Origin of the sequence: Iodobacter sp. CM08, assembly GCF_033446605.1 — a bacterium.
Classification (GTDB): Bacteria; Pseudomonadota; Gammaproteobacteria; order Burkholderiales; family Chitinibacteraceae; genus Iodobacter.
Genome location: NZ_JAWQUO010000009.1, coordinates 116,741 through 131,424 on the forward strand (window position 1 = coordinate 116,741; position 14,684 = coordinate 131,424).

Here is a 14,684-nt window from a genome sequence, read left to right on the forward strand (position 1 = left end):
GAGTTAAGCCTGAATAAACCCGCGAATATGGCCGAGCAACTCCTCTTCTTGGTAAGGCTTACCAAGGAAGGTATTTACCCCCAGCTCAAATGCATAGTTTTTATGCTTATCTGCCGTGCGCGAGGTAATCATAATGATAGGAATATGCCGTGTTCCCTCATTGGCGCGCACATTACGGGTAAACTCAAAGCCATCCATACGTGGCATTTCAATATCCACCAACATCACATCTGGCTTGATATCCGATAGCTGCTGCAATGCGTCTAAGCCGTCTTTGGCCGTTAATACTTGGAAGCCTTCCTTAGCCAATAGCCGCCCTGTGATTTTACGCACCGTCAGTGAATCATCCACAATCATCACTACCGGCGTGGTTTTCAGTGCTTCTGGGCTGATATGAATCGCGGTACTGCGTGTTTCACCACGAGCCAACAGCGAGAGTGGATTCATAATCATCACCACGTCGCCGTTACCCAACACAGTTGCGCCGGTTACGCCTGGAATCCGCGCTAATTGCGGCCCAATCGCCTTCACCACCACCTCTTGATTACGCAGCAGCTCATCAACATGCAAGGCCATACGGCTGCTACCACTACGCAGCAATATCACGGTGTTATAGCGTTTTTGCTCTGGTACAGATTGGGTATCGCCTAACAACCTTGGGAAGTAAGCAAAGGGATAACGATGATCCATCCATTCTTGGAAGCGATTTTCATAAATATGCTCCAGTGGCCCCAGCTTAATTTCCTGTACCTGCTCTACCATCCCTGATGGAATCGCATATTGCTGGCCATTAGCCTTCACCAAAACCACTTGCGTAACTGCTAAGGTCAGCGGCAGATAAATCGTAAACGTGGTGCCTACGCCGGTTTCGCTGCTCACCTCAATGCGGCCACCCAAGTCCCCTAGCTTATTCTTCACCACATCCATGCCAATACCACGGCCAGATAAGGTGGTTAGACTGCTAGCGGTGCTAATGCCCGGCTCAAAAATCAACTCCGTGATCATTTGATCGCTGGCATTGTTATTGATCAGGCCTTTTTCAAGCCCTTTAGTACGCAAGCTGGCTAAATCCAAACCCTTGCCATCGTCTTTTAGCAGCAAGACCAGCTCATTGCCTTCTTGGCGCACTTCTACCTGTACTTCGCCAAACTCTGGCTTACCTAAGGCAAGCCGCTGCTCGGTGGTTTCTAAGCCATGATCGATGGCATTTCGCAGCATATGTTCAAACGGCGACATCATTTGATCGAGCACACCACGATCGATTTCTACTCGGCCACCACGTAATTCCAAGTTGACCTTTTTGCCAACCTCTTTACCGGTCTGACGAGTCAGGCGGTAAAGACGCTCAGACAAGCTACTAAACGGCACCATGCGCACCCGCATCAGGCTTTGTTGCAGCTCCTTAGTCATCCGCGCTTGTTGGGATAGCGCCGAACTAGAATCGTCGTGATTTTTCAACAAGTTTTGCTGAATAGTGGCCACGTCATTCACGCTTTCAGCAATAAAGCGGGTCACTTCTTGCAAGCGGGTAAAGCGATCGAATTCGAGCGGATCAAAGTTAGCTTCATGCCCTTCGTGCTCTTTCACCTTGGCCTGCATTTGCGATTCGGCTTGGATCTCCATCTCACGCAGCTGGCTGCGTAGGCGGTTGACGTTTTCGGTTAAATCGAGCAGGGATGATTTCATCGTCAGCATTTCAGCTTCGATCCGCGATCTGGCGATCGATACCTCACCGGCCTGATTCACCAGCTGATCCATCAGCTCTGATTTCACTCGGATCGTGGTACTGGTATCAACTTCCGCCTGCTGTACAGCAACAGGAGCAATGACTTCTTCCGGCTTCTTGCCGCCTTTTAGCTCATCGGCCAGCATTTGAATCAAATCAAAATCGGCATCAAATGCATCTAATAGCGATGCAGAGTAATGGCTACCAGCGGCCAGCAAGCGGCTCTCCATCTGATGGATAACCTCACCCATCCGCATCGCACCGGCCATTCGCGCGCTGCCTTTAAAGGTGTGTAAAACACGCGCTAAGGCACGGGCATCTTTTTCATCAGGCTCTGGCAAACGCAAGCCGCGCAATGACGCGCTAATTTGCTGTATCAGCTCATCGGCCTCTTCAATAAACACCGGCAAGAGCTGCTCATCAATATCGTCAGACTGCTCGCTATCTAGCTCTGCTTTGCGCTGTAAATCGTGCTTATCTAACAAGGGATCTAATGATGCAGGGTCGATCTCCAGCAAATCGGCAAGGGCCGCGTGCTGTTCAAACTCAACTTCCTCTTCAACCTCATCCAATAGCTCAGCAGGTATTGCCATGCCACTTAAAGAATCAACGTCCAGCAACCCATCTAATAAGGGCGAGGCAATATTTTCTAGCTCGTTTGCGCTGGCTGTTTGGGCCTGCTCAGCATCATCGACAAGAGACGGCTCTATTGCTAATGAGCCATCTAATACTGGCGATTCAATACGAGGAGCAATGCCAGCTTCCACCTCAACGGCCTGTTCGATACTTTCACTGGCAAGAGATGGCTCTGTTGCTAATAAGCCGTCTAATACAGGCGATTCAATATGAGGAGCAATGCCAGCTTCCGCGTCAGTGGCCTGCTCGATACTTTCACTGGCAAGAGATGGCTCTGTTGCTAATAAGCCGTCTAATACAGGCGATTCAATATGAGGAGCAATGCCAGCTTCCGCGTCATCGGCCTGTTCGATATCTTCATCGGCTAGGAATGGCTCTGCTAACAAGCTATCTAGCAAGGACAATTCAAGAGCATCGGTGGCCGTAGTCAACTCAGCCGGCTCTTCTAATTTGCCCTCACTAAGGTCTAAAGAGGCCTCTAATGGAGCTTCTGCAGCTTCGCTATGGGGCTCATACAAATCTAAATCAAGCGGCGCTACTTCTGCTTCCTCATCTAAAGAAATATCAAAAGGTTGAGCACGCAATTTTTGCAGCGCAAGAATCTCTGCCTCCGCAAAGCCCGGTGCTTCCAGCGCAAAAATAGCCCCTAGCATAGAAGCAATACGATTCACCGCCTGCTCTAGCACAGGCTCGTCTGCAATCACCATTTCGCCGAGTTGCTGCACCACATGTTCTAGGGTGTAGGCTAGCTCGCCTAAGCTACGGAAACCCGCCGTCGAGGCAATGCCTCCCAAGGTATGTGCCGCCAGTAAATAGGCCGATGGGTCACTATTCTTATTTTGCAAGGTCGACAGATATTGCAAAGCTTCATTACAAAATAGCGCAAACAGCGATGCAGACACGGTTACGGTGCCGATCATCACTTCATCGTTTTCTGCCTGCTCAGGATCTACTGATAAATGTATGTGCTCTACTGGCGCTAGAGCAGCCTCACCCAATTGTTCTTTAATTCTGTCTACCAAGGCGATTAAATCACTCGCCTCAATCAGCGCCGCTCCAGTGGTAGAAAGCTGCTGCACCCAGCCAGAAAACGCCCGATGTGCTTGATCAAGCAAATCAATTAACTCCGCACTCGCTGGGCGTTCAATTTGCATCAGCTTATTCATCAGCTGCTCTATCGCCCAAGCCACTTGCCCCAAGTGATTCAAGCCCACCATCCGACCACTGCCTTTTAGGGTATGGAAACTGCGTCTTACAACGGTGAGTGCTTCGCGATCGTGCGGGGTCTGTTGGCAAATCCGTAGCTGCTCTGCAATGCTAGCCAAGACCTCTGCAGCTTCTTCTAAGAACACTTCAAGCAATTCGGCATCTACCGCAGCATCTGACACCGGCAAAGGCTTAGATGGGTCTGCCTGCGGGGCCACAATCGTAGTAATGGCCTCCAGCTCTGGCTCTTCTTCTAGCACCTCAAGCAAGCTATCTGCCAAAGAATCGACCGGCAGCGCGCCGGATAGCTTATCAATCATGCCCAGCAAAGACGCAGGCTCATCGCGGCTTTGCGCAATATCATCCAGATAAAAACCAAGGCTAGATAAGCCCTCAGCCAAGAGCTCTAGCTCTTCTTGAGCGGGCAGCAATAATTCACTACGGACAAATTGCTCAATCCGCTTTTGGCATAGCTGCAATAACTCAACCGCCTGGTGCTTATCCAGCATTTGCAGTGCGCCTTGAATTTGACGCAGGCTAGGCTCCACTTTAACCAGTTCTGAATTGTGATCAGGATTACGGAACCATCCTTCCAACACATCTTCAACCATTTGCAAATTGCTACGCATTTCATGCGCTAGCTGCGCTTGCAAAAGACGCTCTTGCGCTTGGCGTGATACCGCATCTAAATGAGGTACTTCGCTATTTAAAGATGGATTTAACAAGCGCTGGCTCATTGCATCCACTTGCGCAGGGAAATCATCGGCCAAGAGTGGGTAAATGGCTAAGCCGTTATCGATCAACAATAGCGCTGTTGCCACTTCCAAAGCTTGGCCATCGCTAGGAGCAAGTCGATTTAAGCGGTGAATCGCCTGATGCAGCGCCTGCCATAAATCATCTAAACCAGGAATACTTAAAGGGGCAGAACGGACGGCCAAAGGCTCAAAATCGGCTAAAAAGGCGACCAGACGCTCGGATTGACCCGAACAAATTCGGCTCCACGTGTCTTTACATACCGCCAGATCTTCACGCAAACTGCGAGCCAGCTGCTTACGCAAAACAGCCGCTGGCGAGAGCAAATCAGCATCTTTACTTGGCAATAAACTCTCCAAGGCAAAGGCTTTACGCAGCCCAAGCGCCAAAGGGCTCGTCGTTTCTATGATTAATAAAGCATATAAAATATCGCGATACAGCCGCTCAGCCACCTTGCCAGAGCCATCACTTAAGCGGCGTAGCTGTAAATTGAGCCGCAAGATAAGCGTTTTAAAATCGATATCCGCCGATGCGCGGTGGCTGCTTAGGCCATCTAACAAGCCCGCAGCTGCCCACCAAAAATGCCGAGAAACAACATTGGGCTGCGTCGCGGCAATCTCTGCCAAACTTTTCGCCATAATGCTGGCGGCACCCACATCTTTGCTAATCCAATTTAGCAAGCCAGCCTCAAAACGTTGCCGACGCAAGCGAATAAAGCCGCTCATATCCGCAGCCGGTAAATTTTTTACCGGCAATCCTAAGGGCAGCACTAATTCGGATAATTGCGGGAAAAATAATTCAGCGCCGCTTTCCGTCGTTTGGCGTAAAGCCGCCATTTTCTTAAAACTAGACAACAATCTAAGTGGCTGATTAGGCGCTCCGGCAGAGAGCTGCTCTAAGTAATGGCTGGCTTCGGCAATCCCCCGCTGAATAACCTCTAGGGCATCAGCACTGAGCTCATCAAATACGAGCGCCTGCTCAATCTCTTCGCAAAAACGCGCCAAGCCAGTGAGCTCCACCATCTGCACAGCACCATGGGCTTGATGCAAAAAAGTACGAGCATGCTTAAGCAGTGCACTATCGTTGGTCTCGCCAAACTGAGCCAGCGCTTGCGCTGCTTTTTGTAATGTTTGCTCGATTTCGCTCTTGACCCAGACCAGAGAGCCCAGATCGAATTCGGTATGCGCGCTCATTTAAAGCCTATTTTTAAGTGACACTAATAATCATTGGTGAAGGCGGGTTTACAAGCCGCCCTATACGTATCAAGTTAAGCCAATGTCTGCAGGATGAAAACTTAGGGCGCAACCCGCCAAATTTAAGCATCAAAAAGCTAAAAATGGCAGGTTTCATCCGACCTAAGAAAAAACACACTCTATTGAAAAGTAGTATTTTTTTATGACAAATGTCTTAGCGATACATATAGGCAGATCTACCAACCCACCTACATACTTTTCAACTTAAAGCTTAAAGCCCGATGCCGAGTCTTTCAGCTCTTGCGCCAGAGCAGTCAACTGCCCCACCGCGGTTGCAGATTGCTTGGTACCTGCCGAGGTTTGCTCAGTAATCGCCAAAATGTCGCGCATTGAGGTATTAACCTTACTCGCCAGCAAGGTTTGATCTTCGGTTTCATGCGCAATCGATTCAATCAAACGTGCCAAATCACGCGAAACTTGCCCAATCTCGGTCAGCGCACGGCCAGCGGCATCTGATAGCTTGGCCCCTTCAACCACACCCTGTGTTGACACTTCCATCGCGGCAACCGCATCGTGGGTATCGGTTTGAATGGTTTTCACAATCGCACTAATCTGCTTGGTCGCCTCGCCGGAGCGCTCCGCCAAGCGTTGCACTTCTTCCGCAACAATCGAGAAGCCTCGGCCCGCTTCACCCGCCGCCGCCGCCTGAATCGCTGCATTCAACGCCAAAACGTTGGTCTGTTCGGTAATGTCAGAAATCAATTCAACAATTTCACTAATTTCTTGTGAGCTTTCACCCAAGCGTTTAATCCGTTTCGCAGTTTCTTGAATCTGCTCGCGAATCTCACCCATCCCCTTAATCTGATTCTGTACCGCTTCAGCACCTTTTTCAGCGGCCATCAGGGACGATTGCGCCACGTTGGCAGATTCAGCAGCATTGCTTGATACGCCTCGAATCGACGTAACCATCTGCTCAACCGTGCTATTGGTGTCTTTAATCTCAGTAGACTGACGTTCTGCAGCGGCTAGTAATTCATCCGAAATACCCTGTGCCTCTTGAGTGGCAGAGTTAACCTGGCCGGTGGCACGGTTAATTTTGGTAATCAGAGAGCGCAGCTCTTCAATGGTGTAGTTAATCGAATCGGCAATCGCACCGGTCAAATCTTCAGTTACCGAAGCACGCACGGTCAAATCACCGTCAGCCAAGTCGGCCATTTCATTCAGCAAGCGCAAAATAGCTTCCTGATTCTTTTTGTTTTCAGCTTCTAGCACTAGGCGACGACGTACCGCTTCTTGGTTAAATGTGCGTACCAGTAAAAACAGGGCCAGCAAAGAAACAACAATAAAAATCACTTGCAAAGCATTAATTAAAAAACCACCCACTCTATTTTCATAGGTATCGGCTAATTCACTGGTTTCTTTCAGTAGTTTTTCAGAATCTAGCACGATAGTTTGGTTGGCCAAACGCGAGCTCACCAAGGGCTGCATGTTTTTAGAGAAGGAAGTAACTACCACCTCAAAATCATGGAAGCGGGTACGAATGTCATTTAATTTGCTCGCCATTTGCGAGCTAGAAATCGCCCGAATAGGTAATTCTGGGTTTTTACCATCCAAAAATGCCGTCACGATTTCATTAAAGACCGATACATCTTTACCCAATAAAAACACCACTTCTGGGTTAATTAAATCACTACCCAAAACCGCATTAGCATTTTTAGCCATCCGTTGCGACAGCATGGATAGTTGGTGAGCATAATCCAACTCACGCATCGTGCCGCCATTCTCCCCAAGCATGGTGGAGAATTGCTGAGTGTTTTCCAGCAATGAGGCATCCGTACTATTAATCGAAGCCACCGATTGACCCAGCGTCACCAATGCTTTTTCTTGCTTAAGAATGGTATCTACTGTTGGCCGAGATTTGTTTGGTGCAAACGATTGCGCCCATGTTTGACGCACCGAATTAATAAGTTGATCAGGACTTCTTGCCAATAAATTAAAGAAAAAATCACCCGCCGATAATTGCGTTAAATTGCTATCGAACTTGCCATAGGCGTCTTTAAGGGTGGCAAACGCATCAGGCTTACCCTGTACCGCTTGCGTAGATGCACGCGCAATACGCTGTGAAAGCATCTGCATTTCAGTTGAAACCGCACGACGTTCGGCGTTAAAAGAAGAGCTTTGAAAAGCAACAAAGGCCGTAACAATAAACAAGGCCGCTGAAACTAACATCACAATCAGTAATAAAGCCATTTGCTGCCGTAGCGGCAATCCCCCAATCAAAGGAATGGGTTTATTTAGTTTTGAATCGTCGGCATCAGGCAAACTGATCCGGCCCATAATTGTTGATTTTGCAGGCTCATAATTTTCTGGAACAGGAGCTGCTTTTTTAAGTCCGGAAAAGAGGCGCTTTACGCCATCCAGATTTAGTGCCATTTTTTATTACTCCCGATCCCGTATATGTTTTTAATGAATGCTGCAAATGAACAATCTCTTGAAAAATAACGCTCATGCGTGATCGCTACTCGCTCGAATACTCTTTAAACATACAGTTTATCATCGATAAATGTACTTAAAGAGCGGCGATATTTTTCAAAGAATAATTATATTTGGCCTGTTTGCAAGAAAGCAGGCTGTGCAACTAAAGCTTTAATATCTAAACCACGCCAAGTAATGCCTGCGGCATCACGATAGGCATCCCCAACCCAACTCCCAGACTTTTCTAATGCAGGATCTGGCGTTAAATCTGCCAAATGCTTTAAACCTAACATCCGATCCACCAAAATAGCCGAGTGCAGTATATGCCGAGGATGCAAAAGCAATAATCGAGCTGCAGGCGTAGCAGATAAGCTGCCTGCGCCAATAAATGCGGCTAAATCACTGACGCTGACTAAATTACCTCGCAAATTTGCCACACCTTTAAACCATGCATGTACCAAAGGAACAGGCGATATAGTAGGTAAAGGCATCACTTCAGCAACATCAGATAAATCGAGCAGCCAATTCTCCCCGCCTATCTTCACACCCAAACGGGCATCTACTTGAGCGGTAGCTGCAACGCTTCTTAAACGTGCCATTACCCCTTCTTGATATTCACGCAGACTAATCCGTTTGGCCATTATTTTTCCGCTTAATAGGCAGGCATTTGAAAACGCAATAAGTTATTTAATTTACTTTTAAATAAAATAAATTACTTATTGCGTGATCGATTTAAAATTTTACAATGCTGCAATTTTAGCAAGCAACTCTTGAGAATCAACTGGTTTAACTACATATTCTACTGCACCTTGTCTACGTCCCCATACCATATCTGTTTCTTGGTTTTTAGACGTACACATAATAATTGGAATATGTTTTGTGGCTTCATCACGGCTAATGGTACGTGTTGCTTGAAAGCCATTCATGCCCGGCATCACTACATCCATTAAAATCAGGTCAGGCATAATTTCTTTGACCTTTGCCACTGCTTCTTCGCCTGATTCGGCAGTCAACACTTGAAAGCCATTTTTATTGAGCAATTCGCCCAAAAAGTGGCGCTCTGTTGGCGAATCGTCGACGATTAAAATTTTTCTAATACTCATTGATGTTTTACCCATAAATAAAATCAAGTACTAAGCTCGGTTAACCTTTGATTTATAGCACTGCTAAATGCAAGGTTAAGTAAGTTTGATATGTGCACCAACAGCCAGTAATAGGCTGTCTTTAGTAAAAGGCTTAGTCAAATACTCATCAGAGCCCACCATTCTGCCTCTGGCACGATCAAATAAACCATCTTTAGAGGACAACATAATAACGGGCGTCATTTTATAGCGTGGATTCTTTTTAATCAGCGAGCAAGTTTGGTAGCCATCTAGTCTTGGCATCATGACATCAACAAAAATCACATCAGGCAAGCGATCACTGATTTTAGCCAAGGCATCAAAGCCATCTTCGGCAAGAATAACCTCACACCCTGCTTGGCCAAGAAAAATTTCTGCACTTCTACGTATGGTATTGCTGTCATCAATCACCATGACTTTTATTCCGGCGAGCTTTGACATTGCATTCCTCTCCTGTTCTTTTATCGAAGCAGTATTGCGGATTACTCAACTCATTTCTGCAGCGAAAGATCATATACTCGCCACAGCACGAACACCACATTGTATCTACGGCGAGCAGCTACTGCACCGCAATATAAGACAATTCTAAAGGATTACTAAGCGAATAAGTCAAAGATAGGTGAAATAGAAAAAAGAAACCCCGGTCAGAGCATACATCGACCGGGGTTATATACGCTTTGGCACGTTGCCAAAGTACCCGCTCAGGGAGGAAAAAGCGGGAGGTGCAGGGGCGCACCTAAAGTCAAGATAGGACGTTGACATAGAACTGCAAGCTAGATCACTCCCCGTCTGTCGGTTCTGAATTTTCCTCGTCTATGTCATCATCTGCAGCAAGCATTTCTTCACGGTAATTCATGGCGTCAAACCAACCACCAACAACCTTTTCCGTGATATCCACACCTAACTTTTTAGAACTAGAAAAGAGCTGAACGGTAATCATCGCCTCATCAGCAAACTCCGCTTCTACCTTACGTAAAATCGCAATTTGTTCCTGACGATTCAGCTTATCGCACTTAGTTAAAATACAATGAATCGGCTTACCCGTCGGGCGAAACCAATTCAGCATCTGCCGATCTAAATCAGTAAGTGGGCGACGGGAGTCCATAATGAGCACAAGGCCGATTAAATTTGTCCGACGGACCAGATATTGACTAAGCAATCTTTCCCAGTGTTGCCTAACTGACACAGGTACTTCGGCATAGCCATAGCCAGGTAGATCCACAAGGCGGTTATTCGCATTACCAAATTGAAAATAGTTGATGTGTTGAGTACGGCCTGGTGTTTTAGAAACAAAGGCAAGCCGCGTATGGTTGGCCAGTGTATTAATAGCACTGGACTTGCCGGCGTTGGAACGACCGGCGAATGCAACTTCCATACCGTCAGCCGGAAGAGCCTTCAGGTCATTGACGGTTGTCAGGAATTGCAAGCCTTGAAAAAGCGACATTGGGTAACCACTGTGGTTTGTGAACAGGTCTTGTTATAGAATACCAGCATTTGAATGATCGTCGGCCGGTTCAGCTCGGCCACATTGCACTTTTGAGGATAATACTTATGCGCCGTGCGCCTGTTGCAGCAATCATTGCCACACTTTTGATGATGGCCCCGACCGCATTTGCCGCCGGCAGCACAAAAGCAGATCCGGCTAAAGGTAAAATACTGGTTGATCAAGTCTGTGCGGCCTGTCATGGCGTAGATGGCAATAGTGCGGCTTCTGCCAATCCTAGCCTTGCAGGCCAACATCCTGAATATATTGTAAAACAATTGACCGAATTTAAGGCCGGTAAGCGCAAAAATCCCGTAATGATGGGTATGGCAGCGCCTTTGTCCCCTGAAGACATGCAAAACATTGCCGCCTATTTCTCTACCCAACAAGCTAAGGATCGTGGCGCTTCTGATAAAGCGCTAATCGAAGCAGGTAAAAAGATCTATCGTGGTGGCGTAATGGCCAAGGGTGTTCCAGCCTGTATGGCCTGCCACGGCCCTTCTGGCGCTGGCATTCCAGGACAATATCCACGTATGGGTGGCCAACACTCAGCCTATGTGCTGACTCAGCTAAATGCTTTCCGCAGCGAAGATCCTAATGCCAGCCGTGCCAACAATCAGGTTATGCAAGATATTGCGAGCAGAATGTCTGACAACGAAATCAAAGCCGTGGCTGAGTACATCCAAGCTCTACATTGATTAGCTTAATTCGGCAGCACTTTGCTCTTTAGTGAGCACGCGCTGCCACTCCCTACTGGAACTTTTTCCGGTATCAGGGATCTCTCGTGCAAATGTCACAGCTTACATTCACCACTAGAGATCCCCAGACCAAGGGGCTTTTGCCCCTTTTTGACATCTTATGACACCCAAAACCTCCTTTTCTAAAGCACTATACGAGCTATTCTCGTCCATGCGCTTTGCCGTCAGCCTGCTAAGCATTCTGGCTATCGCCTCTATGATTGGCACCGTGCTCAAGCAAAACGAGCCTTATCCAAACTACAAAATTGAATTTGGTGAATTCTGGTTTCAAGTTTTCCATCCGCTCGGTCTATTCGACGTTTACCACAGCGTGTGGTTTTTGCTCATTTTGGTTTTTTTAGTGCTCTCTACCAGCCTGTGCATTTGGCGACAGTGGCCTGGAATATGGCGGGATGTACGTGGCTATCGTGAAAACGCCACACAGAATTCGCTACGTTTAATGTCGCACCACCACGAGCTTGATCGTGAGCTTGCGGCCGGGGAGGTGATCGATGCGCTAGCTAATCGCGGCTACCGTAGCCGAGTTAAAGAAGAAAATGGCCATGTGCTCATTGCCGCTAAGAAAGGCAGCTTTCAGCGCTTAGGCTATTTATTTGCCCATGCTGCGATTGTGGTAATTTGTGTGGGTGGCTTGCTAGACGGTAATGTACCCCTCAAGCTCACCGAGTTATTTGGTTTTAAAACACCAGAAACACGTGATTTACCCCAGAGTAAAGTACCCGCACAAAGCCGTTTACCCGAAGATAATTTATCTTTCCGTGGCAACGTCACCCTATCCGAGGGCACGGTAGGTGATGTGGTGTTTTTAAATGCAGGCCAAGGTTATTTTGTCCAAGACTTGCCCTTTGCTGTGAAGTTAAATAAATTTCATATCGAACATTACTCCACCGGCCAGCCCAAGTTGTTTGCCAGTGATATCGATTTGCTAGATAAGAAAACCGGCAAAGTACTTAAAAGAGCCAAAGTCGAAGTTAATAAACCATTAATTTACAATGGGGTAGCGGTTTATCAAGCCAGCTTTAGCGATGGCGGCTCCAAGCTCGATATGCAGCGCTGGGATTTAAACAGCAATACGGCACGGCCACTGATTGCCCGCTCACAAGCCACCCAAGCTATACAAATTAATGGCCAGCCTTATCAATTAGAAATGGGCGATTTTCGCGCGTTTAATATTGAAAATATGGGCAAGGTTGCCAATAACACTATGGCGGTGAGCAAGTTCGCCCAAGCCATGGCCTCCGCACAAGCGGTGCAAAGCGAGCACAATTTAAAAAATATCGGCCCGTCGATTCAATTTAAATTACGCGATAAAAATGGCCAAGCCACTGAGTACCTCAATTACTTTGCACCATTCTTTGAAAAAGGCGCGGGCTATGCCGTCACCGGCATGCGTACCGAAGTGGCAGCACCCTTTCAGTTTGTACGTATTCCACTGGATAAGGAGCTAGAAGCTAACACCTTTATGCGTTTACGTGCGGCCCTGCTGAATAAATCGCTCTACCCAGAAATTGCCCGCCGTACTGCCGCTAAAGCCTTCCAAAGTGGTGGTATTTCTAAGGCCGGCGAAGCGCAATTTAGTGATGTAACGAGCGGCGTATTGATGCGCTTTAGCGAAGGTGGCTTTCCCGCAATTGAAAGCTTCCTCGAGCAAAAAGTACCTAAAGATCAGCGCCAAACCGTAGCCCAAACCTATATCAAGATCTTGCAAGGTGCCGTTATTGACGTGATGGATGTGGCGCAAGAAAAAGCGGGGCTGGCGGTATTACCCATGGATGAAACGCAATATCGCTTTTTGATGGATAGTTTAGTGGCGGTGAGCAGCTTATTTGAATATGGCCCACCGGTATGGTTAGCCGCCAATAGCTTTGAAGAAGTCAAAGCCAGCGGCTTTCAAATTACCCGCGCTCCTGGGCAAAACATTGTCTATTTTGGCTCGCTATTATTGGTAATCGGCATTTTCTGCATGTTTTATATTCGTGAAAATCGCGTTTGGGTTCGCCTTGCTGGTGGAAAAACCCTGATCGCGATGAGTAGCAATCGCAAAAACTCCGATCTAGATCGAGAATTTGCCGAGCTCAGCTCGGATTTGGCCGAAGGAAAAACCCCATGAGTTTCACTATCTCCAAACGCCGTGTATCGCTATTTGACATGCTGTTTGCCTTTGTCATTATTGCTGGCGGCCTGTTTGCGTATAAGCGCTACGCCAATTTTATGGATTATTACGAAGAAGGCATCTTGCTTGGGGCCATAGCAGCCATTGTGTGGTTTGGCCGCTTTTGGCCTGCCATGCGCATCTTTCTGCCTATCAGTGCCCTCTTTGCCCTTGCGGGGATATCGCTCTACCAAGGCAACCTTGCCAATGGGCAAAGCGTATTCTGGCTGAAATATATTTTATCCAGCCAATCGGCAGTAATGTGGATGTGCGTGCTTTATCTACTCGCCACCTTAATGTATTGGTTGGGTATGTTGCGCCGCTCCAACACCGCTTTAGACATCGCCAGCAACCTCACTTGGGCGGCCGCTTCAGCCGCCTTGGTGTCTAAACTGGTGCGCTGGTACGAAAGCTATTTGATTGGGGCAGACGTGGGGCATATCCCCGTTTCTAATCTTTACGAAGTATTTATTCTGTTTTGCATGATCACCACTTTGATGTATTTGTATTACGAACAGAAATTTCAAAATCAGGGTAAAGCCAAAACCATGGGCGCATTTGTGCTGCCTATTATCATGGCGGCGGTGGGCTTTATTCTTTGGTATAGCGTGGATCGCCAAGCCCACGAGATTCAACCATTGATTCCCGCTCTGCAATCTTGGTGGATGAAGATTCACGTACCGGCTAATTTTGTTGGCTACGGTGCTTTTGCCCTGTCTGCAGGGCTTGCAGCGGCTCAGCTGCTAGTTTCCAAAGGCATTTTAGCCAGCCGCCTACCTAGCTACGAAACGTTGGGTGAGGTGATGTATAAGGCCATCTCTATCGGCTTTTTATTCTTTACGATTGCCACCATTCTAGGCGCAATGTGGGCAGCCGAAGCGTGGGGCGGCTACTGGAGCTGGGACCCAAAAGAAACTTGGGCACTCATCGTGTGGCTCAATTACGCTTCATGGCTGCATATGCGTTTAGTAAAAGGCTGGCGAGGAAATGTATTAGCTTGGTGGGCCCTAATTGGCCTGTTTGTTACTAGCTTCGCCTTTATTGGCGTGAATATGTTTTTATCTGGTTTACATTCCTACGGCGGCCTTTAATAAGCCACTCTTACCTAATAATAATCGCCTCTATATGGGGCGATTTTTTTGCTTAAACTTTAAGCCCAATCCTCTTTCTAAGCCACCGTT

9 protein-coding genes are annotated in these 14,684 nt (G+C 47.5%); 3 read left to right on the plus strand and 6 right to left on the minus strand.

The genetic code is table 11. The features are described from left to right. Positions 1–3: 3 nt before the first annotated feature. The 6 genes from R6242_RS06825 to yihA all read right to left on the minus strand — a co-directional run bounded on the left by R6242_RS06825 (position 4) and on the right by yihA (position 10,554). A complete protein-coding gene (locus tag R6242_RS06825; RefSeq protein ID WP_318425416.1) occupies positions 4–5,514 on the minus strand; it encodes an Hpt domain-containing protein in 5,511 nt (1,836 codons plus the stop codon). A 264-nt stretch (positions 5,515–5,778) separates the two neighbouring features. Next, positions 5,779–7,947, minus strand: a complete 2,169-nt coding sequence (locus R6242_RS06830) for a methyl-accepting chemotaxis protein (RefSeq protein WP_318425419.1) — start codon at positions 7,945–7,947, stop codon at positions 5,779–5,781. Positions 7,948–8,114: 167 nt separating this feature from the next. After that, positions 8,115–8,630, minus strand: a complete 516-nt coding sequence (locus R6242_RS06835) for a chemotaxis protein CheW (protein ID WP_318425423.1) — start codon at positions 8,628–8,630, stop codon at positions 8,115–8,117. A gap of 99 nt (positions 8,631–8,729) precedes the next feature. Then, a complete protein-coding gene (locus R6242_RS06840; protein WP_374759884.1) occupies positions 8,730–9,086 on the minus strand; it encodes a response regulator in 357 nt (118 codons plus the stop codon). A gap of 81 nt (positions 9,087–9,167) precedes the next feature. Then, positions 9,168–9,551, minus strand: a complete 384-nt coding sequence (locus R6242_RS06845) for a response regulator (protein WP_293937510.1) — start codon at positions 9,549–9,551, stop codon at positions 9,168–9,170. Between the two features lie 337 nt (positions 9,552–9,888). Next, positions 9,889–10,554: a ribosome biogenesis GTP-binding protein YihA/YsxC gene (gene yihA, locus R6242_RS06850; protein ID WP_293937507.1), complete on the minus strand. Its 666-nt coding sequence runs from the start codon at positions 10,552–10,554 to the stop codon at positions 9,889–9,891. A gap of 107 nt (positions 10,555–10,661) precedes the next feature. Between yihA and R6242_RS06855 the strand changes: the two genes are divergently transcribed. From R6242_RS06855 to ccsB, 3 genes are all read left to right on the plus strand, one after another. After that, positions 10,662–11,291, plus strand: a complete 630-nt coding sequence (locus R6242_RS06855) for a c-type cytochrome (protein WP_318425428.1) — start codon at positions 10,662–10,664, stop codon at positions 11,289–11,291. 160 nt (positions 11,292–11,451) lie between these two features. Further along, on the plus strand, positions 11,452–13,461 hold the full coding sequence (locus R6242_RS06860) for a cytochrome c biogenesis protein ResB (protein WP_318425431.1): 2,010 nt from the start codon (positions 11,452–11,454) through the stop codon (positions 13,459–13,461). Beyond that, entirely contained in the window at positions 13,458–14,594 is a 1,137-nt protein-coding gene (gene ccsB / locus R6242_RS06865) for a c-type cytochrome biogenesis protein CcsB (RefSeq protein WP_318425434.1), read from the plus strand. Before R6242_RS06860 ends, ccsB begins: the two co-directional genes overlap by 4 nt. Positions 14,595–14,684 lie beyond the last annotated feature (90 nt).